The organism is Bacillus sp. SG-1 (assembly GCF_000181495.1).
Lineage (GTDB): Bacteria > Bacillota > Bacilli > Bacillales > Bacillaceae_B > Rossellomorea.
The window spans coordinates 1-22,404 of sequence record NZ_ABCF01000046.1 but is presented as its reverse complement, the minus strand read 5'-3'; the positions used below and the strand labels follow the sequence as shown (position 1 = coordinate 22,404).

The following is a 22,404-nucleotide window of genomic DNA, read 5'->3' as shown; positions in this document are numbered from 1 at the left end:
TTCATCGGGAGCCAGCCCTTTCTGATACGAGTGAGAGAATTTTAGAAGCAACTTCATTTATCCCAAGCGATGTTGTGTCGATTTCGACTGCATCACTTGCTTTTTTCAAAGGAGAAACTTCCCGCTCGGAATCAAGCTTATCTCTGTGAGCGATCTCGGACTTTAATTGCTCGAGATCGGACGGAATGTTTTTAAGGGTATTTTCACTGTATCTTCTCTTTGCCCTCTCTTCAACACTTGCCAATAAGAATACCTTTACTTCTGCATCAGGAATAACATGTGTTCCAATATCGCGGCCGTCCATCACAACTCCGCCTTCGTTGGCCAATTCCTGCTGCCTTTTTACCATCTCTTCGCGGACCAGGCGATGTTTTGCAGCGATTGATACGGAATTCGTCACATCATTCTGCCTGATTTCCTGTGTGACCTCCTGCCCGTCTATATAAACAAGCTGCCCGTCGGGACCGGGTTCTAGTTCAATTTTTGTATTGAGAAGCAGCTCATGAAGATTATCTTCATTATTCAAATCCACATTGTTTTGAATGGCTTTATAGGTAATTGAACGGTACATCGCACCTGTATCAATATAAATATATGAAAGCTTCTCAGCCACGATTTTGGCAACAGTGCTTTTCCCTGCAGCTGCCGGTCCGTCGATTGCGATTCTTAGTTTCTTTTCCATTAAATAAAACACCCACTTTATTTTCTATAGCTTAAATTCTCGTATATTTTACCATAAAATAAGCACTTCACACATATAATGTTATATTATGCTTCTGCCCAGTTATATCTACCTGCAAGAAAAAAAGAGAGAGCTTCAATCTCCCTCTGATTCCAAAGAATTTCCATTGTTCAGAACTTCAATGATTTCTGTATGTTCCTGCTTATTGACCCCTTCATAAAATGTCAATTTATTTAGTTCCGGCAAGAAATCCAACCCGTGAAAGACAACTTGAGTGATAAGCAAGAGGATGAAGTGCAAAAATGCCAATTTGACAATAATTCGTTCGACTCTCTTCATTTCAATCTTCCATTTCTTTTAGCAGTTTACTACAAGTATGGGTTGTCTCAATGTTTTTTATTCTTATTTTCCAGCGAGGGTCCTCTTCTCCTCTAATACATATTCTTTTTCTAACGCTTTGGCGCTTCAAATGGAAGTATGCTGATTTCCGTGCTCTACACTACCGCCACAAAATTTGCGAAAAGCTTTTTTTAAAGAAACAGGTGTAGATTTCTGCTTCTGAAAGGAATCCTGATCTCTATTAGACGGTCAACCCTTTATTCCTTAATGCAAGCTGCTTTTCAAAACAGAAACGGAGAATGTTTTGCTGCTGCATGTCCTTCAATTCGGTGAATTCCAGTGACGCAATTTTGTTTAAGCCTTTTTCCCAAACCCTGACGACACGGCCTGGAACATTGAAGTAATGATATTCTCCTGTCTGCATAGGCAGGACCAGGATGATTTCGACTTCCATCCCCTCTTCAAATGCCTGGTTTTTCTGGACTTTTACGGCGCAACCTCCCGCACTGATATCTGTTGTTATTGTTGGAAAGGAGTCCTGTGGGGTAATGATGGCAGCATCGACAGAGACATCAACACGTACAAACTGCCTTCTTTGCACCTTTACAAGCTCATTGACGCCAGGAAAGTGAAGGCAAATCATTGGAATGTTGCTTTTCTTTCTGCCTGTTACTTCTGTATGGAAAGAATAAACGATCGTTTCATTATAAACGAAGCTCACCTTCAGCTGCGTACCATCAATTAAAAACACTGTTCTGTCAGTTTCTGTATGAACAGGGTAATCGATATATAATTTAGAATCTTTGAATTCAACCACTTTGCATCTGTATTTTTCAGTCTTGTCCGTCTGAACAGGCTCTAATGTTAGTATTGTACCAATTTTCAACATAACTACACTTCCTATATCGTTGCATATCCAGCTCTGATGGCGCTGATGAAATTTTTCAAAATTCAACCAATATCTGCTATATAGGTATATTATGTCATGATTTTCTAATTTCGGCTATAGTTTTTATGCAGTTTTTCCAAGGATGCATTCTTTATGCAAAACAATAATAGACAGCAGGTTCAGCACCTGCTGTCTGGCTGTTCTTATACAGTTTCTTCAAATATCGGCTCTGCATTTTTCAGCTTTTCGACTTTTTCTTCAGCACCGCTGTCTGCATTGATATAAATTCGGTAAGTATCATTTCCGAGCATTCCGAGGAACTCATAACATAACACTTCCTCATTCAAGTCATTGACTACAATCGCCAATCTGTCTTCCATTATTTTAACATTTGGGTTTATGTTTCCTTGAGCTTCATCTTTGCTTATACCTGGTTCAGGGATGTCACGATCCTGATGATTCTTCAGGAACTCTTCTGCTGCAAAACCGATTACCTGGCCATTGTCGAGCGCAACTTTCAGTTTCAGTGCATCTGGGTAGACTCTTACTCCATCCAGGACTGTCACGTAGGTGAACACGCCTAAATTATCATATTGGGCACTTTCAAACAGTTCAAGATCCTTGAATTTATTCTCCTTCAGGAATGCCTCTGCTTTATTAGCGGCTTCATTCAAGCCGATATTACTTTTTTCGACATCGCGATTATGGATAAAGTAAATCGGGTAACCGCCTTTTTTGGTGACGTCCATACTTGCTTCACTATTTGTGTTGGCCAGTGAAACACTGTAGAAACCAAAATTTGAACCTTTGCCGTTTTCTGTCACTTTGACTTCTTTTACATCTTCGATTCTTGTATACTTTTTCATAATGTCGACTGCTTGTTCTTTTGAAATTGGTTCGCCTTGTAAATTTTTATAGTCATCTTTCTTCTTTTGAGTGTTGACGTATGTTGGTCCGCCAAAATTAGCTTCATCATAGCCATCAACCGTTTTTTCGACTGTTTTAAAACCATCGATGATTGTGTTATCAGCTTGCTCTTTTCCTGTTGCGAGAGCCATTTCTACATCCATCCAGCGCAGGTTGTTTTCAATGACAAGATGCTGGACCTTCCTTAATTCTTTTTGAATATCCGCGCTTTGTTCATACAGCTGCTTCAAATTCTTGTATTCTTCATCAGATAAAGGTTCTTTGTCAAGGTCTCTCACGGCAACCCTGTAACTGAAATCCCCTATGTTGGCAAGGAACTCTTCCGTCTTATTAAAAGGGAGCAGTGTAAGCGGGAGCTGCCCCACATCACTATGAGCCTGGGATGTCAATCTCCAAACATCTGCAAGTTCGGGGGACAGCGACTTTTTGGAGTTCATAGCCAGGGTTGTCCCGATTTTGTCATGCAGGAGATCTATCTGAAAGGTCAACTCATGAAACGCGCGCTGATAGTTATTCTCCGCATTGATGAGAATGGCGTTTTTCTCTTGATGTTCTTGATATCCCCAGTAAGCTGTACCTGCTACTCCGATCGTCAGTACTGCAATCAATATACCTCGTATCAATCCTAATCACCCCTAATTACAGAATATGTGTTTGCCAATTTTCTTGATTTGAGGTCTGCTCCAAATCCACTTGCTGGTTGCGGTGACAGGGTTAAAATAATACTGGGCATTCTCTGAAGGATCCCAGCCCTGAATCGCATCCATAACAGCCTCTTTAGCCTTTTCGTTAGGCGTCAGATATATTTGACCATCAGCAACAGCCGTAAATGCACCCGGCTCAAATATTACCCCTGCAACCGTATTTGGAAACGAAGGACTGTCAACTCTGTTCAGGATGACTGCGGCAACAGCGACCTGCCCTTCATATGGTTCGCCCCTTGCTTCACCATAAACAGCATTAGCCATAAGCTGGATATCATTTTGTGAGAATCCGTTAGGTATATTGACGGCCGTCGGCTTTTCAGGGGTTGCTGCTTTTTCAGGGGTTGTTCCCTGCTGGGCAGGTGCACCACCTCCGCCACCGCCTCCAGCGTTGCCTCCGCTTTCAGTCTGCTTGCCTAAGTCGGTACCGCCGTAATGAGTGAAATCTTTGCCTTGTCTAATTTGTTTCTTTACAAAGTCCTTATTATACTTTGAAGCTTTTACAAGTTTATCCTTCGTCTCCTGCCCTACCAATCCATCGATCGGCAGCCCGAATTCATATTGAAAATTCCTGACCGCCCAATACGTGCCCCAGCCAAACACACCATCAATATTGCCGTTATAATAGCCGATGTATTGTAAGCGGGATTGCAGTTCAATGACATCATCACCAGTAGCACCTTTTTGAATTATTTGATTGGAAAATGCTCCTGCGTGGTCACCTTCGTTCGCAAATGATAATGTTGATAATATAAGCACCATGAGCAGAAAGACCGTTAACAACTTGATGCGTTTTTTCATCATGCTTACCCTCCAAATCATGAATTAACATTAAACCTAGTTTCTGTAGTAGAATCCATTTTATACATACTAAGGATGTGTATTTAGGATTAGGAAGAAGCAGGGGAAGGAACCAACACAAAAAGACCCTTCACGAAAATACTTTTGAATGAAGGGTCCTACATTGATATTTTTTTATTGTAATCTTTTTGGTCGTAGTGAGAAGTTGTTAAGCGATGAGCACTCTTGATTTTCCTGATACCGGTCCACCATAGGAAAAGCATAAAAGGAATCATGTAAAAAATCCAATTCCTTCCTGTACCAAGGATAAAATCATAGGTCCCATGTAAGGCAAAGGGGATTAAGAGCGACATGTAAATCCGTTTTAGTTTCATATGCTGCCCTGCAAACTTGGCTTTGCCGAGATAGTAACCCATTATTACGCCGAATAATGCATGTGCTGATACAGGAAGAAGCGCTCTTCCAATGGCAAATTCAACACCATGCGCAATCAGGTAAAGAATATTTTCTACGGTGGCAAATCCGAGAGAAACACTGACTCCGTAGATTATTCCGTCATAGGGATCATTAAATTCAATATGTTGAAATACAGCAAAAAATAAGATAAACCATTTGAAGAATTCTTCTAACAGTCCTGCTGAAAAATAGGCATTGAGCCATGGGGAAGTGATAACACTCTCGGCCTGTAATACATATTGAAGGAACATAATTGGGAAGGTCAGGATGGCACCATATATAAAAGTTTTTATGATGAAGGAAACAGGTTCTGTCTCAAACTCATCACGTAGATAGAAATAGCTGAGCAAGGCCAGTCCCGGTGCAAAACCAGCTGACAAAATCACCAGCATAAAATTTGTCCTCTTTTCTTTCTGTTTTCTTAATCGTATCATGTAGAGGTGAGAAAGAAAATATCCGATTATATAATTACATTATTATATTGTAAGGAGATGAAATTTATATATGAAAAAACAAATTTTAGTCATACATACAGGCGGGACCATTTCAATGATGGAAGATGCTGATACCGGTGCAGTTAAGCCCGGTGAAGAAAACCCTCTTTCAGCACATTCTTCATCCTTAGAGCACTTGGCAGATATCACCGTAAGAGAGGCATTTCACCTCCCTTCCCCTCATATCACACCTGAACACATGCTTCAGTTAAAACAACTAATGGAGGAGGAATACAATAAGGAAAAGTTTCAGGGAGTGGTGATTACCCACGGAACTGATACCCTGGAGGAAACGGCTTACTTTCTTGATTTAACCGTTGATTTACCTGTGTCCATTGTCGTTACCGGGGCAATGCGTTCAAGTAATGAAATTGGAGCAGACGGACTGTATAATCTTTTATCTTCCATAAAAGTTGCTTCGAATGAAAACTCTGTAGATAAAGGTGTATTGGTGGTCCTTAATGATGAAATCCATTCGGCGAAGAATGTAACCAAAACCCACACAAGCAATGTATCCACCTTCCAAAGCCCCCAATACGGCCCGATAGGAATCGTGACTAAACGGGGGGTCATTTTTCACCATAAGCCAACGACTGTTGAAAAATATTCGGTGAAAAGTGTCGCAAAGAAGATTGCTCTTATAAAAGCACATGCCGGAATGGATTCCGCCCTTCTCTCCGCCTTAAAAGAATTGCAGTTCGAAGGTGTGATCATTGAAGCCTTGGGACAAGGAAATATTCCACCCGCTGCAGTTAATGGTATCGAAACGCTTATCAATGAAAATATTCCGGTTGTCCTCGTTTCAAGATGTTTCAATGGAATCGCCCAGGACATTTACGGATATGCCGGAGGCGGGAAGCAGCTAAAGGAAATGGGCGTCATCTTCTCGAACGGCCTTAACGGACAGAAAGCAAGATTGAAGCTTCTTGTAGCCCTTTCAACTTCCAGTTCACCTGGGTTGAAGGAACTTGAAGAGATTTTTAGAAATTGACTTGTTTCATCTTATTTAAAGGCTCATTTCTTATACTTTGTTGCTATTTAGCTTGAATATCAAAAAATATAGTCATGATTTACACTAAAAATCCTGGTAAGCAAGAAAGAAAAGAGCTATTCTCCCTGTTCAGAGGGAAAACCGTGTACCCAGGAGGAAAAATCCGGCACTTGGGATTTTTCCGAAAGCAACATCTTATGCGAAAAACAGCCTATTTAAAAGGCCGGGAATCCTATAATGGATTTCCGGCCTTCAATTATCTTGTTGCTCATATATCCTCTTTTGCTTTTATCGCCTTAGCAATCATACCACCATGAAAACGACCATTCTCAATGAATATTTCATTTGCATTGTTACCTGCTGCAATTACGCCTGCTATGAAAATCCCCTCTATATTCGTTTCCATGGTATCAGGATTGAATTGCGGCCTTCCTGTTTCCTGATCGATATTGACACCCATTTTTGTCAGAAAAGAGTGGTCCGGATGATAACCTATCATGGCAAAAACGAAATCATTTTTTATTTCTTTCATATCCCCTGCTACAAAATATTTCACCGTATTTTCGGTTACTTCCTCAACTTCAGCATTAAATACCATCTTCACCCTGCCGCTTCTCGCCAATGCGTCAAATTCCGGAAGAATCCATGGCTTTATACTGCTGGAATAATCACTCCCCCTATACAGGACGGTCACACGGGCACCAGCTTTTTCTAATTCAATCGCTGCATCAACGGCTGAATTCTTCCCGCCGATAACAACCACATCTGTATCAAAATAAGGGTGTGCTTCTTTAAAGTAGTGGTGAACCTTTTCCAAGTCCCCCCCTTTGACATTCAATTCATTATGATGATCATAATAACCAGTAGCAATGATAACTCTCTTTGTTTCATATTGTTCTTTAGCGGTTTTGACATTGAACAGGTGCTCATTAATTTTGGTGACGCTCTGCACCTCTTCAAACCTGTTTATCCGCAAATCATGCAGTTTTGCCACTTCCCTGTAGTAGACCAGAGCTTGATTCCGCTTCGGTTTATGCTGTTCAATGATAAACGGCACATCCCCAATTGACAGCTTCTCACTGGAACTGAAAAACGTCTGATGTGTCGGATAGTTGTATATCGCATTAACAATGTTTCCTTTTTCAATAATCAACGGGTTAATCCCGATTTTCTTCAACTCAATAGCCGCAGACATACCACACGGGCCGCCGCCGACTATTATGCATTCTTCTTGTCTCATTGCCTTCACTCCTCTGAAGTCTTCCATTTACATATATATTTATCATGCCTTATTAAGTCAATAAAAAATTCTCCCACCATAATATGATAGGAGAATTTGAGGGCGGATGCAAAACATTAGCAATATGTGCTTAAAATAAAATGTATAAAAGGGGGGAAGGATAGTTGGTTTTTAATTTTCTACTTTCACAAAAGCTTGGAGACTTTAATGAACTAAGTTGATTTTAGGTCAGTGATGCTCCATGAAACCTGCATAAGACCATTTCGAAGGTGAATTTGCGATTAGGGTGCTTTACAGTCCGAGGTAAGAGACTGCGTTTCAAACGAACTCTATTTTAATATCTTTATATGCTCATTTCGCTTCTAGTTAAAAAATATTCAAAAAAACAGAGGCCAGTTTCGACCTCTGTTCAAGTAATCATATCCAGCCTCTGAACCTGCTGGCTTCTGCCATTTTTCTGACGCCGACCATGTACGCAGCAAGCCTCATGTCCACTCTGCGTGTTTGAGAAGCTTCATACACATTATTGAAAGAAGCTACCAGGATTTTTTCGAGTTTTTCTTCAACTTCTTCTTCCGTCCAATAATAACCCTGGTTGTTCTGCACCCACTCAAAGTATGAAACGGTTACTCCGCCGGATGATGCCAAAACGTCAGGAACCAACAAGATATCGCGCTCTGTCAGAATTTTGGTGGCTTCCAATGTTGTCGGGCCGTTTGCCGCTTCAACAACAATGCTTGCACGAATATTTCCTGCGTTTTCTTCTGTAATTTGGTTCTCGATGGCTGCAGGAACCAGGATATCACAGTCAAGCTCCAATAATTCTTTATTAGATATTGTGTTATTAAAGAGTTTCGTTACCGTCCCAAAGCTGTCGCGTCTGTCCAGTAAGTAATCAATGTCCAAACCGTTAGGATCATGCAGGCCGCCATAAGCATCTGATATACCGATAACTTTTGCCCCTGCATCATGCATGAACTTGGCAAGGAAACTTCCGGCATTTCCGAATCCTTGAACAACGACTCTGGCACCTACAAGGTCAATGCCTTTTTTCTTGGCTGCTTCCCTGATACAAATCGTTACTCCTTTGGCAGTCGCTGTTTCACGTCCATGTGAACCACCGAGGACAAGAGGTTTTCCGGTAATGAAGCCAGGTGAGTTAAATTCATCGATACGGCTGTACTCATCCATCATCCAGGCCATGATTTGTGAATTTGTGAATACGTCCGGGGCAGGAATATCTTTTGTAGGCCCCACAATCTGGCTGATCGCACGGACATATCCACGGCTTAAGCGCTCAAGTTCCCTAAAAGACATGTCACGGGGATCACAGATAATACCACCTTTTCCGCCTCCATATGGCAGATCGACGATTCCGCACTTTAGACTCATCCAAATGGAAAGAGCTTTAACTTCTTTTTCTGTAACATGCGGGTGGAAACGAATTCCACCTTTTGTGGGGCCGACCGCATCATTGTGCTGAGCGCGATAGCCTGTAAATACTTTTATTTTTCCATCGTCCATTCGGACAGGTATTTTCACTGTAAGCATTCTCACCGGCTCTTTAAGAAGTTCATAGACTTCCTCTGAATATCCCAGCTTTTCAAGAGCGAGCTGAATAACGGTTTGTGTCGATTTCAGTACGTCATTTTTGTCTTCAGGATTGTTGCTTGCTGCATCTTTCTCGGCTACCATTAATGTAAACCTCCCAGTTTGATTCACTGTATTACGGAAACATGTCCGCCTTTACAAGCAATAGTATACACGTTTGAAATGTTGTTGCAAAGATACAAAAATAAAAAAAGTTTGTTTTATTGAAAACGCTGTCATTTTCATTACAATCTGATTTCGGCTGTTCTTCTTCCATTATTTTTTTACCCGAAAGGCTGCTCTATATTCATTATTCTTGGGACTTTTTTGCCTATGACTTCCTTCTTCGCCTTTTGGGTAATAGCAAAAAGAGGACAGTAATCTTCCGTCCCCTGTAAAAGTCAACCCCCGAAGTGTTCAATTAATACATCCCTGCACGTTCTATCTATTATTATGTTACCGTATTCCTTCACTGTATATATGGTTTCACTGGTTCGCTCTCCGTATTCACCAGCCAGGGAAACAAGTCTTTTACTCCATTGTTTTGCTTCAATAAAATATATGCCATCTTTAGAATAGAGGGAGAGTTCTTCACAATCGTCAAACTCCAGCCGCCGGACAAAGGACAGTATATCCTCGAACAGATGGAACTTATACAGCAAGTAACCATCTTCCTCTGCCTCCCCATCTACAAAAGGATCATCCTCAAAACCTTCTTCGTCCAATGTCAGTATGAGCACCATTTCACTCGAGTTGACTGAGTTGATTTCGACTGTCACCGTGCTTTCCAAATCGATTCCATACTCGCTGTACATCTCATCCATCAACTCTTCGAAAAATTCATGCCAGACCAATGAGTCTCTCCATTGGTCATCCTTAAGTATCCCCTTCGTTTCTAATTCGTCAATGCTTATGGAAAATTTAACTGTATTACTGGATAACCGCTCAAGCTTCATATTTCCGCCCCCTGAGTATGAATGGTTACCAACATACTATGTAATGAGCAATAGAAGGTTCTTTTTCGGCTAAAGATTGCTTAATTTAAGGGGCCCTTACTGCGAAAGTTCCTTTTGTAAACATCGTTGCTCTTGGAAGGTAAGACTGATTTCCGGTCCAGGTGCTTGGCACTGCGGGATAGGAGGTCAAGCACTTCCGGTTCAATCCTCTTATTTTCACCTTGAAATTTTATTAGAATGCACATTTAATAGAAAAACACTTTTTTCAGAACTTTGAACTTTTTTCGCCTGGACTAGGCATCGGCATCAATCCTGTGACACTAGGGTTCGATGTGGTTTTTTTGAAGAACAAAAGCGCAAGCGCCCTGTTCAGCCCCGACAGGCAAATGTTCCGAAGAGAAAAAAGGCGACCTTTCCTTTATTCTCTTCGGGTTATTTGACCCCGAGGGGCTGGGCGCTGGAGCTGGACGTGAATAACACAGTTAAAAGTTATCCACAAGGGCCAATTCTATAATCTCCTAAGCAAAGAAAAAGGCCCAAGACGGACTTCCTCCGTTTGAGCCTAATGTACTTTCCATCATAAATTGCTTTTCAGCCAAATATCCCAATCTTCTTTACTTGAACCTACAAGATGATCTTTGTACTTGTCCTTTATACGCTGAGGCAGTGAGTTCACAGCAAGTCCGCCGACTCCAACATGCAAGAACTCTTTTTCCGCCTGTAATTGATCGATGATACCGAGCGTTTGGTCAATGTTTTCTCTCATCGTACACGATAAAAACAAGAACCGGGGTTTAACTGTATCAACGACGACCTCAATGTCTTCCTCCCTGATACTTGAGCCAAGATAAATTACTTCAAATCCTTTTTGACGCACATAGACAGTGAATATTAACAAGCCAAGCTCGTGCAGTTCTCCAGGCCCGCACACTGCTACAACCTTTGGCAGTAACCCATTATGGGGAAAGGTCTGCATGAGAGTGGAAATCCTGGTCCTTAATACTGCAGAAGCAAAATGTTCATGAGCAGTTGTGATCTCATTGTGCTCCCACAGGTCACCTATTTTGACTAAGAGGGTACCCAATACATCGATAACCACCTTGTCAATTGTATAAAGAGAAAATGCTGTATTCATGAGCTGATGCGCTTTAGTTTCATCAAACTGCAGCAATGCCTGCAATAGTTCTTCAGACAAGTCGTGCAGCCGGTTCCCTGTCTGGCTCACAGTATTTGTTTCTTCCGCAAGCTCCTGCTTGTCCAGCAGAGAAACCGCCTGGCTGATGGTAAAGCCCTGGTCAACTTTTGAAACAAGCCACTTCAATATCCTTACGTGTTCATCAGAGTATAGACGGTGACCGGAATCATTCCGAACTGGAGCAATCATCTTATACCTTCTTTCCCACGCTCTTAACGTTCCTGGCTGTATTCCAAGCATTTTCGAAATAGCTTTAATATTATATTTTCCTTCGGATTGGTTTGTCATTCTAAATCCCCCAACTTTACCCTGTACTCAAATTATAATGGAGTGATTTACAACTGTAAAATGACGAACTCTTCAAACTCTCTGTTAATTCCCTTTTATTGTAATCAAATGTGTTTCCGGGGGCGCACCAAGCCTTAAAGGCAAAGCTGTTGTGCCGTAGCCATTGCTTACCAGCACCTCCGTCCCGGCAATATTGAAGAGACCTCCTTTTTGATACATCCCAAAACCAAATATCCGAATCTGTCCCCCATGTGTATGCCCGCTGAGCATAAGGCTGACATTATGTTTCTTCTCCAGTTTTTTTATGATTAAAGGACTATGAGCTAAAAGGATCCTGAATGCTGTTTGGGGAACCTGTTTAAAAGCCTCATCAACGTCATCTCTTTGCAGACTAGAGTCTTCCACCCCAATTAAAGCAACAGGATGATCATCATTACCTTCAAGAAGTAATGAAGAGTTCTCAATCAGTATGACCCCGCAACTTTCCAAGAGACTCTTGAATGGTTGTTCACCAACCTCATAATCATTGTTACCCCAAATAAAATAAACAGGCGCAAGTTTTTTCAACAGGGTAATATTTTCCCTTATCCGGCTAAACGGAACCCCTTTTTCGGTCAAGTCCCCGCCAATTACGACGATATCCGCTTTCCCATCAACCTCTGAAATGATTGTAGGGTGAATCTTTCTTCTATGGATATCTGAAATAAAAAAAATGTTCAACGGTGCCGCAGATTTAGGATACTCAACAAAACGCAACTCATGGTATTTAACTTTATTTATAAATGCTTCCCTCAACATGTATACGAGTAAAAGCAATCCAAAGCTTGTTAACAAGCCTATAAGTTCAATCATTATGCCCTCCTGCTAATTCCTGAGAAATCTACAGAAATCATACCATAAACAAGGGCTAAACTTAACAATAACAACGTCTGCCATAAGCTAATTGTACTCAAGACGTAAAAACCGACTATGTGAACCGGGATAAATAGAATTTCTGCCGAGTATCCACCATGAAATAATTCCAGTATCATAGTGGTCTCTTTTTTTATCAGGTCTGCACTGATTAAAAAGCCTGCCATAAACGCAATGGAAGATGCAAAAAACATAACCGGACTCAAGACCAGTTCGACGATAAGGTCTGATACACTTACCAATTCATTGACAGGAAACCACTTGATAAATAGATAGCCTGATAGGACTGACAAGACAACTTTAAGAATATGCACCAACAAAAAAATCCCTCCCATAAATTATATGAGAAGGATTCTTTTTCATGATTTCAGTCTTCTTGAATATCCAGGATGCGGAAACCAGATTTTTCAAGTTTTTTCAAGAATTTATCGACGTTGTCTTTCTTTTCAATTTTCAACACGATTCTCCGCAGCATCCTGTCTGTCGCATCAAAAGTGACCAGGGAGATAACGGATTCATGGTGCTGCTGAATAATATCACCTAAGCGGGCAATGCGCCCTTCTGTCTCAACAGAAGTAAAGGCGATTCGAACTCCTTCACGGTGCATTCCGAATGCACTCTGGAACTGTTCCAGTACATCATATCTTGTGACCAGACCAAGAAATTTCCGGCCCTCATCCACCACAGATAAAATCGGAAAATCCTGCAGTTCGACAAGCGTTTTTTCGAATATTTCATCCCCGACAAGATACTTATCCTGATGGGAGACAATATCTTTTACAAGTGTTTCACTGACAAAATCCGCTTTAAGCTTTTCAGATTTAAAAAAGCTTTGATAAATATTATATCTTGTTACCACACCAACATAAAGATCGCCCGAAAGGACCGGGACACCATCAATCTGGTGATGTTCAAGTACCTCCAAGGCCTTCCCGACTGAATCATTCTCCTGAACCACATAGCATTTGTGTTTCGGGATCATCGCACTTTTCACAAACATCCATATCACCCCATTAAATTTAACTATACTATTATAATTCCACGCATATAGGTTAAATACCTGCTTTTTCAAGCTCCCAAACAAAAACTTCTGGAATGAATTATACCGTCATTCATACAATTGAATGAATACGTAAATATGGAGGGACCTGAATTGCAAAGTTTGTATAAAAGCTATAAGCCTTATGTTTCCCCTTTCGATCCATGTCCGCCAATTAAAGTAAAGACTTATTCCACTCCACCGAATCTATATCTTGGCTATCAGCCACCCGACCTTCCTCAATTTACTCCTAAAGAGGCCTTAAAGGCCGGGACCTTATGGAAAGTGTTCTATGATCCTTATTACAGCCCTTATGAAAAATATAAGGAGTGATCATTGTGAAACAAATGCCTCCCGAGTATTACCAATTACTCGAAGAACTGCAGGCGGTTGATTTTGTGATTCTCGAACTGACACTTTATTTGGATACACACCCAGGAGACTCAAATGTCATCCAGCAATACAACCAATTTGTCAAACAGCGGAAACAAATTAAGAAGGCCTTTGAGGAACGATATGGAATGCTGACCAACTTCAGTTACAGTTATTCTCATTATCCATATGAATGGCCGGAAGCTCCTTGGCCATGGCAGGTATAAAATACTTCTAAGGGAGGGGGCAAGAAGACATGTGGGTTTATGAAAAGAAATTGCAATATCCAGTCAAAGTAAGTTCCTGTAATCCAAGATTAGCAAAATACTTAATTGAACAGTATGGAGGTGCTGACGGGGAGCTTGCTGCGGCATTAAGGTACTTAAACCAGCGGTACACCATACCAGACAAGGTGATTGGACTGCTTACAGACATTGGGACGGAAGAGTTTGCCCATTTGGAAATGATTGCTACAATGATTTATAAGTTGACCAAAGATGCGACTCCGGAAATGCTTAAAGAGGCAGGGCTTGAACCGCATTATGTTAATCATGACAGCGCATTATTTTACCACAATGCTGCAGGTGCCCCCTGGACGGCAACGTATATCCAGGCAAAAGGGGATCCAATTGCAGATTTATATGAGGATATAGCTGCAGAGGAAAAAGCCAGGGCCACGTATCAGTGGATCATCAATATGAGTGATGATCCAGATTTAAATGACGGCTTGAGATTCCTGCGGGAAAGGGAGATTGTCCACTCTCAGCGGTTCAGGGAAGCTGTTGAAATTCTTAAAGATGAAAGAGATCGAAAGAAAATATTTTAAAGAGAAGAACCTGCACGCAAGCTGCGGGTTCTTCTTTCTTTTGCTAAGATGCATTGCATCATAAGCGGCTCTACGAGTTATTTACTCACATGATAGAGATTGATGTCCCATTCTTTTTTCATAAGTTCATACACCCGGTGGCGTTTCTTCCATGAATCTTCCTTCCATAAGTCCTTGCTCCGATCAATGATTTCACTTCTTAATGCGTGATAATCCTTTTCCGCTTTCTCTTTTTTATCATAGAGCACTTTCACCGCACCAAACATTCCAGTGATAAATAGAAAGGCATAAAGGTGGCTTTCTTTTGAAAAAAATGCAGAAAATACAGCCTCAAACGAATAGGAGTATGGACCAATGACCTTATTGTAAAAATAGTAAATAAGGATAAATGCAAAAAACACACTGCCCCAAAGCATAATAAGATGGAAACGTTTTAATTTGTCCCACTTTTGCTTTCTTTCAATCACATTTTGAAGCATTTGCTTCGTCGCCAGATCTGTCCATTCATCAAGCTTGGCAATATGCGAGTTCATTTTCTTCACCTCAGAATCGTTAAAGTTCTATTATCACTATATGAACTTGTCCAGACTATTAGAATGAAGAATTCACAACTACTAAAACGCTGCCTCAATGAACTTATGCGATCTAAACTAATGCCAAGTTTCCACTCCTTCCCTGGATTGGTCTGTGGTCTGGTTGCCTGGACAGTACTCTCCTACGAATTATGGCTTTATTGGTAGGTAAGTTGGAGATACGCGGCTATCTCTCTACAAATCCCTCGTAGATTTGGTGTTTCGACTACATAAAAACAGAAAGTAAATAAAAAGCCTTATGAAGTTTTCGCTTCATAAGGCTTTTCGTTCTTGAACATTAATCCACCGGGAGAGGAATCTTAAGTACCTGGCCTGCTTCCAGATCATGATTTTCTATGTTGTTCCACTCTTTGATTTTTTCAATCCCGGCTTGAGAATTATAATAATTCATAGCAATTCTGAATAATGTTTCTTGGGGTTTTACAACATGTTCAATCACTTGTACATTTTCTTGGTACTCCGTTTCTTGTACCGGTTCAACCTGTTCCGTCAATTGAATGAGATTTTCTTCATCCACCTTTTCAGCTGGTGTCTCCTGCCCCCCAGATGTTTCCTGTTCTTCGGCAAGTTGTTCTGTTTCGTCTTCCGGTTTGTCTTCATCAATGGAACTGGTTCCGCTCTTGACCTTCTCTTCAATATCTTTCGTCTCGTATGTTACTTCTTCCAGCTGGCCCTTTTCAGTCACTATGCTTCTATTTCCGTTTTGATTACTATCTAATGTTGTATAAAGGCCATACATTAATATGGGCAATAGGACGAAAAAAGCCAGCATTCCTTTTATGAGAGGGTACTTGATTTTCTTCCTTTTTTCTTGATGCAATTCACTTCGTTTTGGAAGTGTTCTTCTCTGTTCAGGTTCTTGCTCAGGCTTTGGTTCGACTCTTTCAATTTTCTGGCGGAGTTTTTCAGCTTGAGCGCGATAAGGATCTCTTCTCATAAAACATCCCTTCTCTTTTCTTGATTTTCGGCTTGATATTTAATCACAAGACCTAATAAAAAATCGATGATGAAATGCATCATCATGGTGACTCCCAGGTTGGCAGTCCATTCATATACGAGCCCAATCCAGACACTGAGGATGAGGATGTTCAGGATCAGGAACCAATTTCCCCAATACCTTATATGGACGACTGCAAATATAACTGTACCGACAATGAAACCGAAATGATATTGCAGTACTCCCCGAAACAAAATTTCTTCGCAAATTGCGATGACTGCTGCAAGGAACGCTATATGGATAACGCTCCTATTACGGAAAATTCTCTGGTTGATACCACCGTCATCATAATATTTCTTCGGAAGCAGCCTCATTAAGAGGAGATCCACTACTACGATGACGATTCCACTGGTCACTCCGTAAAACAGGATTTGATTATTCCAGACAAATTGATTAAAAAAAGACGACATATCGTCATATAAAAATATACCTAAAATAATTGCGACAGTTAATAGGCCGAATTGAGTAGCGTAAAGATGAAAGGTCAGTTCACGGTCCGAAATCTGCATAATTAGATCTTTCTGTTTTTGTCTCATGCTCTCACTTGTTCAGCAGCATTCTGGACAGCTGCTCTTCCCATGTTAATATCTCTTCTATGCCTTCAAGAGCGTAGGTTCCTTCAAACTCACTGTAATCCAAGCCGCAAATATCACAGCACAAGTTATTGCTTTTACTATATTCCTCACCGAACATTTGAAGGATACCGCTTCTTCTGCAACCTGACCCCATGGCCCATTCTGCCATCATGCCAATCTTCCTGCGTTTACTTTCCAGCCGCAGATCTCTAATCCCCTTGACAAAGTCTGCCAAACCATTGTCACCTTTTATTGAATCCTTGCTTCTATTTATATATACCTGCTTATAGAAGCTTAAAAACCTAATATGGATTTCATTTAATCCGAAACGATCCATCAATTCGGAATCCGGTATCTCTCCAGCCTGTTGAAAATACTCTTCAATTTGGAAATCAGAAGGCATTTCACCATCCATTATTTGATAGGATAACCCTTCATCACCCGGTGAATACAGCAGCATGGCGATACTTTGCTTCCCATCTCTCCCCGCTCTGCCAATCTCCTGAAGATAGGCTTCCGCACTTGAAGGAAGATGAAAATGAATGACAAATCTAATATCCGCTTTGTTAACTCCCATCCCGAAAGCACTAGTCGCACAAATGATATCAAGATGGCCATGAAGAAACTGCTGTTGTATGAGGATTCTCTGTTCCTGTTCCATTCCTCCATGATAAAAAGCTGTTTTATGAAGTCCTCTTTGTTTAAGCCATTCCGCCGTTTCCTCAGCCAATTTCTTGCTGGAAAAATAAATAATCCCCGGCTTTTGAAAAGAAGATACATATTCCAGTAAATAATCCATTTTGTCCTGGAAGCTGGAAACATTCTTTAGCGCCAGGCTGATATTGGGCCTATCTGCTGAATAGACAATTTCTTCGCACTCTTTCATTTTTAATATTTTTTTGATATCCTCCCGCACTTCAACATTTGCAGTAGCCGTCAGTGCAAGAGTTACAGGAGAACCAATTGAAGTCCTGACCTCCCCCAGCCTTTGATAATCCGGCCGGAAGTCATGACCCCATTGGGAGATGCAGTGTGCTTCATCCACCACAAACATGGAAACCGATAGAGACTTAAGCTGTTCCATAACCTTGGGGCTCATCAGCATTTCAGGAGAAATAAAAATAAAACGATAGCTCCCCAAATTCCTTAAGATATCATTCTTCTCTCTGAAATCGAGGAAAGAATTAAGTGCGACAGCTTTCTTTTCCCCCATTATTTTCATATGCTCAACTTGGTCTTGCATTAACGAAAGGAGAGGTGAAACAACAAGTACGGTGCCGCCGGTGAGATAAGCTGGCAGCTGGTAGCACAATGACTTGCCTGTCCCAGTGGGAAGCATTGCAATGGTGTCTTGGCCCTTAAGGACAGAATGAATCACTTCCTCCTGACCTTGCCTGAATTCACTGTAGCCAAACCATTTATTCAGTTCATTTTGCAAATTCATAATCGATCACCATATCTGGCTAGCGTGAGCCTGATTTGAAAATAGGATAGCTGAGGCAAAGCTTCTTTAATCGGCTTCAACTTCCTCTTGTTCACTTCTTTAGCTTTTTGAATAATTTGGTTGATTTCCTCAATTGGAACAAACCCCTCTATGGAAAATTGGCTGTCATTTAGAGCAATTTCCACAATATGGTCTTCAACTGTACTTTCCTTCAGCCTCCTGATTTCAGCAATGCGTTCAATGCCAAACCCACGTTTCAACAGCTTGTAGGTTTCCTCACTGGATTGGGTAAGGGATATTTCCGGAACAAGATCCACTATTATTGAATATAATAAAGGATACTCTGTTTTCTGTTCACTTACTTCTTTTATTAAGTAATGCAGAACATTCAAAAACCTAAACCAATACTCATCCTCACTCATCCTATAATTATCAGCAGCCTGGCCTCTTGTAAGCCCGATGTATTCACCGCCAGTGAGCCGGCAGATCAACAGTTCGGCATTATCTGGAAAAGTTTCATTCTTCATCAAAGAAACCAATTCTGAAAATAAGTGATGATTCAAGTCCTTCAAAGGTATTGGGGGATTGTACAAAAACCTTTTAATCCACTTTTGTACTTCACGATCCCTCTGGATTGGATAGTATTTTTGTTCGTCACGTATATAGTGGGATAACACTTGAACTAACAGTGATATTCTCTTCCAAAGATGCTCAACGGAACTTCCATAAAGCCAGCCGTTTAATGACTCTGGAAATGGCCTCTCCCTGAAAAATTCATTTAACTGACTCCTTCCTTCTTGAGTAAGGATGAATTTTTCTGGCTCCGATTCGGAAATAAGGTTGTTTTCATGAAGCTTGGCAGCCATTTTCTCAAACCCAATCCGATCCATGATTGGAAACGAATAAAACATGGAGGTCAGTGAATACAAATGAGCATCCTGTATAGTTTGTGAAGACCTCTTTCCTTTCAGCAAATGATACACCGAAAAGATGGTCCTTTCTCCGTTAATTTTCTTAAGGCAATAAAGAACGACAGCCTCAATATAGGTCATATATTTACTCCTTTTAGCATCTGTTCTTATTTAAATTATTGTATCACGAAACCGACAGTTTGCGACTTATTCCTACTCAACTTTACAGCATTTGAGATAGAAATTATCTTTGAAGGGAATCTTAACTATTGAAAGTTTTTTAAATCACCATTAGAATAATAATATGAATATTAATACACTTCACGGAAAAGTGTATTATACTAAAGATATCGAACATTTTTCAGGAGGTTTTTTCATTGCCAAAGTATACGATTGTTGATAAAGATACATGCATTGCATGTGGAGCTTGCGGTGCTGCCGCTCCAGACATCTACGATTACGATGATGAAGGTATTGCGTTTGTAACTTTAGACGATAACTCAGGTACTGTTGAAGTGCCGGATGTTCTCGAAGATGATATGATAGATGCTTTCGAAGGCTGCCCTACAGACTCCATCAAAGTTGCTGATGAACCGTTTGACGGAGATGCTTTAAAATTCGAATAGAGTATCTAAAAGAACGGCTGGACTCTCCAGCCGTTCTTTTTATGTTCGACCTGCTATTTCCTAAGCAATTATAAAAGCGGCCGACAAAATTGTCAGCCGCTCGATATTTAAGCACGTTTAAATGCAAATTGTTTATTGAGCCATACATGCATCCTTCTGAATAATAAGGTAAATACCACAGCAATCAGGATGCCTTTCAGGATATTAAATGGAAGAATTCCGGTAACAATAATGGTTGATGGCAGTTCAAAGTTCATAAAATATTTATAAGCGGGCAAAATGATAACATAATTCAGCACACTCATTAACACTGACATTACTACTGTCCCTGCAACCAGCCCTGTCACCATTCCTTTTTTGGATTGGATACGGTTGTAAATATAATAAGCCGGTAAGATAAATGATATTCCCGCCATGAAATTAGCAAAGTGACCGATTGGTACTCCTGTTTCACTTCCTGTCATTACATAGTCAAGGACGTTCTTCAGCAGTTCCACCAAAATCCCCGCAACAGGTCCCAGTGTAATGGCTGCAATCAATGCAGGTACATCACTGAAGTCGACCATTAAAAAGCTTGGAAATGGCGGGATCGGAAAGTTCAACAGCATCAGTACATAAGACACTGCACTCAGCATTCCAATCAAAATAAAACCTCTGGTATTCAATTTCTTCATGCGTACTCTCTCCCTTTTGTGACTCATCTCACGTAGAAGAAAGATTTTGCCTGAGCAACCTAAAAAAACTCAAGAGGATCTCTTGAGAAGTAAAAGGCATGCCCGAATAAACGTTCAAAAAGTATTTTTTTGAACGCGGCTCCACCTTCATCTCCTCCCATCCAGACTATACTGTCGGCTTTGGAATCTCACCAAATCCTGCCCAAACAACAGGCTCGCGGGCTTAGAATGAAATCATTCATTACCGCCGGTCGGGAATTACACCCTGCCCCGAAGACGAATCTTAAATTATGATACATCAATATTATACAAAATAAACGTGATTGTGTGAAGGGATTAGCTCGAATTCGAGATAAATAAGTGATGAAAGGAATAGAAGAGCCTATGCTCGGAGATAAATTTATAAATGTTTACTGGATATAAAACTTCTGTTGTGGATTAGAATCCATCGAGTATTTGTCTCTTTGCAGATAGTGACTTATGGATTCTCATTTGTCCGGATTCACGATTTATGGGCCAGTATCGTTCTGGTTTGGCTTTCTCGTTGGCCCTTTTAGTCGATTTATAGGCCGGAATCCTTCTGTTTTTGCTTTCTCATTGGCTCATTTACTGGATTTATGGGCCACATCCCTCTGTTTCTGCCTTCTCATTGGCCCATTTACACCCTTTGCGGGCCAGCATCCTTCTGGTTTTGCTTTCTCATTGGCCCGTTTACACCCTTTACGGACCAACATCCTTCTGGTTCTGCTTTCTCATTGGCCCATTTACACCCTTTGCGGGCCAGCATCCTTCTGGTTCTGCTTTCTCGTTGGCCCATTTACACCCTTTGCGGGCCAGCATCCTTCTGGTTCTGCTTTCTCGTTGGCCCGTTTACACCCTTTGCGGGCCAGCATCCTTCTGGTTCTGCTTTCTCGTGCCCATTTACACCCTTTGCGGGCCAGCATCCTTCAGTTTCCGCTACCTCACTGGCCCAATAACTTCTAGCCCTGCACTCGTAGATCAAATTTCTGACGATCTTATTATCACCGACCAATCTAGTCATTCGGCACCTATTCCCGTTGAACAATAAGGGCTTGCGCAGGCACAATTGAATCTTTTTTCTGCATATCATTCCAATTAGTTAACTCCTCAACAGATACATTGTATTGTTCGGCAATCCCAAATAATGTTTCTCCTCGCTTGACAATATGTACCCGCTCATCTTTATCTGGGATAATCAATTGCTGGCCTGTGATGATGATATCATCAACCAACTCATTTTGTTTAATGACATCCGTTGTACTGACTCCATAAGTTTGAGAGATGCTCCAGAGGGTTTCCCCTGCTTTTACTGTATGTATTAAATTTTCAACTTGGTTTTCGTGCTGCGAAGTTGCACCAGCAGAATGAAGACTTTCAAGGTGTGGAACTTTTAGTGCTACTTCACGAACCTGATAAGGATCATGTTCTTTAGCAAATACTGTTTGTCCCGTTTCTCCTTCTCCAAATACATGATAGGGATCAATCGCATTGTCTTTTGTGATAGTCCAATCTCCTTGATGGATTTCAAAATGCAGATGAGTACCGGTTGACCTGCCGGTATTTCCCATGGTTCCTATCATTTCGCCTTTCGAGACAGCTTGTCCCTCAATAGCTCCCCTTTGTTGTAAATGCCCGTATACCGTTTCATATCCATTTGGATGCTTAATAAAGATCACATGGCCATAGCTTGAAGAGTAATAGGATTTCGTTACAACCCCGTCATCAACTGAATAAACGGGAGAACCATGCTCTCCGCCTATATCCATTCCCTTATGTTTTCCTCCCCTTGTTCCATAGTGATCAGTAATATGGCCGTCTGTTGGAAATAGCCACAAAGAGGTTCCATTATCTTCTGCATGTGC

25 protein-coding genes and 1 riboswitch are annotated in these 22,404 nt (G+C 41.0%); of the genes, 5 read left to right on the top strand and 20 right to left on the bottom strand.

Features of this window, described 5'->3' with window-relative positions; all coding sequences use genetic code 11:
• Position 1: 1 nt before the first annotated feature.
• From cmk to prsW, 6 genes are all read right to left on the bottom strand, one after another.
• Complete coding sequence (cmk, locus tag BSG1_RS14530; RefSeq protein WP_006837858.1) at positions 2–682, bottom strand: (d)CMP kinase; 681 nt, start codon at positions 680–682, stop codon at positions 2–4.
• A gap of 135 nt (positions 683–817) precedes the next feature.
• On the bottom strand, positions 818–1,021 hold the full coding sequence (locus BSG1_RS14525) for a YpfB family protein (RefSeq protein WP_006837857.1): 204 nt from the start codon (positions 1,019–1,021) through the stop codon (positions 818–820).
• 241 nt (positions 1,022–1,262) lie between these two features.
• Positions 1,263–1,910, bottom strand: coding sequence for a flagellar brake protein (locus BSG1_RS14520; RefSeq protein ID WP_006837856.1), 648 nt, complete (start codon positions 1,908–1,910; stop codon positions 1,263–1,265).
• Between the two features lie 203 nt (positions 1,911–2,113).
• Positions 2,114–3,460 (bottom strand): germination protein YpeB, encoded by a 1,347-nt coding sequence (ypeB, locus tag BSG1_RS14515; RefSeq protein WP_006837855.1) that lies wholly within the window; start codon positions 3,458–3,460, stop codon positions 2,114–2,116.
• A 12-nt stretch (positions 3,461–3,472) separates the two neighbouring features.
• Positions 3,473–4,303, bottom strand: coding sequence for a spore cortex-lytic enzyme (gene sleB / locus BSG1_RS14510; RefSeq protein ID WP_442852161.1), 831 nt, complete (start codon positions 4,301–4,303; stop codon positions 3,473–3,475).
• Positions 4,304–4,500: 197 nt separating this feature from the next.
• Positions 4,501–5,190, bottom strand: a complete 690-nt coding sequence (gene prsW / locus BSG1_RS14505) for a glutamic-type intramembrane protease PrsW (RefSeq protein WP_044022952.1) — start codon at positions 5,188–5,190, stop codon at positions 4,501–4,503.
• A gap of 112 nt (positions 5,191–5,302) precedes the next feature.
• Here prsW and BSG1_RS14500 point away from each other — a divergent pair, with 112 nt between their 5' ends.
• Positions 5,303–6,283: an asparaginase gene (locus BSG1_RS14500; protein ID WP_006837852.1), complete on the top strand. Its 981-nt coding sequence runs from the start codon at positions 5,303–5,305 to the stop codon at positions 6,281–6,283.
• A 268-nt stretch (positions 6,284–6,551) separates the two neighbouring features.
• On the opposite strand, the gene BSG1_RS14495 is transcribed toward BSG1_RS14500, so the two are convergent.
• The 7 genes from BSG1_RS14495 to BSG1_RS14465 all read right to left on the bottom strand — a co-directional run bounded on the left by BSG1_RS14495 (position 6,552) and on the right by BSG1_RS14465 (position 13,464).
• Positions 6,552–7,523, bottom strand: coding sequence for a YpdA family putative bacillithiol disulfide reductase (locus tag BSG1_RS14495; RefSeq protein WP_044022951.1), 972 nt, complete (start codon positions 7,521–7,523; stop codon positions 6,552–6,554).
• Positions 7,524–7,940: 417 nt separating this feature from the next.
• Positions 7,941–9,218, bottom strand: a complete 1,278-nt coding sequence (locus BSG1_RS14490; RefSeq protein WP_006837850.1) for a Glu/Leu/Phe/Val family dehydrogenase — start codon at positions 9,216–9,218, stop codon at positions 7,941–7,943.
• Between the two features lie 296 nt (positions 9,219–9,514).
• A complete protein-coding gene (locus BSG1_RS14485) occupies positions 9,515–10,069 on the bottom strand; it encodes an adaptor protein MecA (RefSeq protein WP_006837848.1) in 555 nt (184 codons plus the stop codon).
• Between the two features lie 577 nt (positions 10,070–10,646).
• A complete protein-coding gene (locus BSG1_RS14480) occupies positions 10,647–11,552 on the bottom strand; it encodes a MerR family transcriptional regulator (protein ID WP_006837847.1) in 906 nt (301 codons plus the stop codon).
• An 84-nt stretch (positions 11,553–11,636) separates the two neighbouring features.
• Complete coding sequence (locus BSG1_RS14475; protein ID WP_006837846.1) at positions 11,637–12,404, bottom strand: metallophosphoesterase; 768 nt, start codon at positions 12,402–12,404, stop codon at positions 11,637–11,639.
• Positions 12,404–12,784, bottom strand: coding sequence for a hypothetical protein (locus BSG1_RS14470; RefSeq protein WP_044022950.1), 381 nt, complete (start codon positions 12,782–12,784; stop codon positions 12,404–12,406). Before BSG1_RS14470 ends, BSG1_RS14475 begins: the two co-directional genes overlap by 1 nt.
• A 47-nt stretch (positions 12,785–12,831) precedes the next feature.
• Positions 12,832–13,464, bottom strand: a complete 633-nt coding sequence (locus tag BSG1_RS14465) for a CBS domain-containing protein (protein WP_006837844.1) — start codon at positions 13,462–13,464, stop codon at positions 12,832–12,834.
• Between the two features lie 138 nt (positions 13,465–13,602).
• Between BSG1_RS14465 and BSG1_RS14460 the strand changes: the two genes are divergently transcribed.
• The 3 genes from BSG1_RS14460 to cotJC are packed head-to-tail and all read left to right on the top strand — an operon-like array spanning position 13,603 to position 14,701.
• A complete protein-coding gene (locus BSG1_RS14460; RefSeq protein ID WP_006837843.1) occupies positions 13,603–13,836 on the top strand; it encodes a spore coat associated protein CotJA in 234 nt (77 codons plus the stop codon).
• Between the two features lie 5 nt (positions 13,837–13,841).
• Positions 13,842–14,102: a spore coat protein CotJB gene (locus BSG1_RS14455; RefSeq protein ID WP_044022948.1), complete on the top strand. Its 261-nt coding sequence runs from the start codon at positions 13,842–13,844 to the stop codon at positions 14,100–14,102.
• A 29-nt stretch (positions 14,103–14,131) separates the two neighbouring features.
• On the top strand, positions 14,132–14,701 hold the full coding sequence (gene cotJC, locus BSG1_RS14450) for a spore coat protein CotJC (protein ID WP_006837841.1): 570 nt from the start codon (positions 14,132–14,134) through the stop codon (positions 14,699–14,701).
• Between the two features lie 77 nt (positions 14,702–14,778).
• Here the strand turns inward: cotJC and BSG1_RS14445 are convergent, their stop codons facing one another.
• The 5 genes from BSG1_RS14445 to BSG1_RS14425 form a co-directional block, all read right to left on the bottom strand.
• Complete coding sequence (locus BSG1_RS14445; RefSeq protein WP_006837840.1) at positions 14,779–15,234, bottom strand: YpbF family protein; 456 nt, start codon at positions 15,232–15,234, stop codon at positions 14,779–14,781.
• A gap of 337 nt (positions 15,235–15,571) precedes the next feature.
• Positions 15,572–16,231, bottom strand: a complete 660-nt coding sequence (locus tag BSG1_RS14440) for a LysM peptidoglycan-binding domain-containing protein (RefSeq protein ID WP_006837839.1) — start codon at positions 16,229–16,231, stop codon at positions 15,572–15,574.
• Positions 16,228–16,800 (bottom strand): CPBP family intramembrane glutamic endopeptidase, encoded by a 573-nt coding sequence (locus BSG1_RS14435; protein WP_232214242.1) that lies wholly within the window; start codon positions 16,798–16,800, stop codon positions 16,228–16,230. The genes BSG1_RS14440 and BSG1_RS14435 overlap by 4 nt, the downstream gene beginning before the upstream one ends.
• A 31-nt stretch (positions 16,801–16,831) precedes the next feature.
• Positions 16,832–18,310 (bottom strand): RecQ family ATP-dependent DNA helicase, encoded by a 1,479-nt coding sequence (locus tag BSG1_RS14430; protein WP_006837837.1) that lies wholly within the window; start codon positions 18,308–18,310, stop codon positions 16,832–16,834.
• Entirely contained in the window at positions 18,307–19,362 is a 1,056-nt protein-coding gene (locus tag BSG1_RS14425) for a helix-turn-helix domain-containing protein (protein ID WP_006837836.1), read from the bottom strand. The genes BSG1_RS14430 and BSG1_RS14425 overlap by 4 nt, the downstream gene beginning before the upstream one ends.
• 236 nt (positions 19,363–19,598) lie before the next feature.
• Here BSG1_RS14425 and BSG1_RS14420 point away from each other — a divergent pair, with 236 nt between their 5' ends.
• The gene (locus BSG1_RS14420) at positions 19,599–19,847 is read left to right on the top strand and encodes a ferredoxin (protein ID WP_006837835.1); all 249 of its coding nucleotides are present in this window, start codon (positions 19,599–19,601) and stop codon (positions 19,845–19,847) included.
• Positions 19,848–19,954: 107 nt separating this feature from the next.
• Here BSG1_RS14420 and BSG1_RS14415 read toward each other — a convergent pair whose 3' ends face one another.
• Both BSG1_RS14415 and BSG1_RS14405 read right to left on the bottom strand, forming a co-directional pair.
• Positions 19,955–20,521 (bottom strand): ECF transporter S component, encoded by a 567-nt coding sequence (locus BSG1_RS14415; protein WP_006837834.1) that lies wholly within the window; start codon positions 20,519–20,521, stop codon positions 19,955–19,957.
• Positions 20,522–20,666: 145 nt separating this feature from the next.
• A riboswitch (FMN riboswitch) is annotated at positions 20,667–20,803 on the bottom strand.
• 767 nt (positions 20,804–21,570) lie between these two features.
• The coding region (locus tag BSG1_RS14405; RefSeq protein ID WP_006837830.1) for a peptidoglycan DD-metalloendopeptidase family protein at positions 21,571–22,404 on the bottom strand (834 nt) is incomplete at its 5' end.

Coding starts and splice junctions, on each gene's coding strand:
- cmk (WP_006837858.1), bottom strand. CDS start 682: ATGGAAAAGAAACTAAGAATCGCAATCGACGGACCGGCAGCTGCAGGG.
- BSG1_RS14415 (WP_006837834.1), bottom strand. CDS start 20,521: ATGAAGAAATTGAATACCAGAGGTTTTATTTTGATTGGAATGCTGAGT.
- BSG1_RS14490 (WP_006837850.1), bottom strand. CDS start 9,218: ATGGTAGCCGAGAAAGATGCAGCAAGCAACAATCCTGAAGACAAAAAT.
- BSG1_RS14500 (WP_006837852.1), top strand. CDS start 5,303: ATGAAAAAACAAATTTTAGTCATACATACAGGCGGGACCATTTCAATG.
- BSG1_RS14525 (WP_006837857.1), bottom strand. CDS start 1,021: ATGAAGAGAGTCGAACGAATTATTGTCAAATTGGCATTTTTGCACTTC.
- BSG1_RS14520 (WP_006837856.1), bottom strand. CDS start 1,910: ATGTTGAAAATTGGTACAATACTAACATTAGAGCCTGTTCAGACGGAC.
- BSG1_RS14485 (WP_006837848.1), bottom strand. CDS start 10,069: ATGAAGCTTGAGCGGTTATCCAGTAATACAGTTAAATTTTCCATAAGC.
- BSG1_RS14430 (WP_006837837.1), bottom strand. CDS start 18,310: ATGAATTTGCAAAATGAACTGAATAAATGGTTTGGCTACAGTGAATTC.
- BSG1_RS14460 (WP_006837843.1), top strand. CDS start 13,603: ATGGAGGGACCTGAATTGCAAAGTTTGTATAAAAGCTATAAGCCTTAT.
- BSG1_RS14435 (WP_232214242.1), bottom strand. CDS start 16,800: ATGCAGATTTCGGACCGTGAACTGACCTTTCATCTTTACGCTACTCAA.
- BSG1_RS14445 (WP_006837840.1), bottom strand. CDS start 15,234: ATGAACTCGCATATTGCCAAGCTTGATGAATGGACAGATCTGGCGACG.
- BSG1_RS14465 (WP_006837844.1), bottom strand. CDS start 13,464: ATGTTTGTGAAAAGTGCGATGATCCCGAAACACAAATGCTATGTGGTT.
- BSG1_RS14425 (WP_006837836.1), bottom strand. CDS start 19,362: ATGACCTATATTGAGGCTGTCGTTCTTTATTGCCTTAAGAAAATTAAC.
- prsW (WP_044022952.1), bottom strand. CDS start 5,190: ATGCTGGTGATTTTGTCAGCTGGTTTTGCACCGGGACTGGCCTTGCTC.
- BSG1_RS14475 (WP_006837846.1), bottom strand. CDS start 12,404: ATGATTGAACTTATAGGCTTGTTAACAAGCTTTGGATTGCTTTTACTC.
- BSG1_RS14440 (WP_006837839.1), bottom strand. CDS start 16,231: ATGAGAAGAGATCCTTATCGCGCTCAAGCTGAAAAACTCCGCCAGAAA.
- BSG1_RS14480 (WP_006837847.1), bottom strand. CDS start 11,552: ATGACAAACCAATCCGAAGGAAAATATAATATTAAAGCTATTTCGAAA.
- sleB (WP_442852161.1), bottom strand. CDS start 4,303: ATGGTGCTTATATTATCAACATTATCATTTGCGAACGAAGGTGACCAC.
- cotJC (WP_006837841.1), top strand. CDS start 14,132: ATGTGGGTTTATGAAAAGAAATTGCAATATCCAGTCAAAGTAAGTTCC.
- BSG1_RS14495 (WP_044022951.1), bottom strand. CDS start 7,523: ATGAGACAAGAAGAATGCATAATAGTCGGCGGCGGCCCGTGTGGTATG.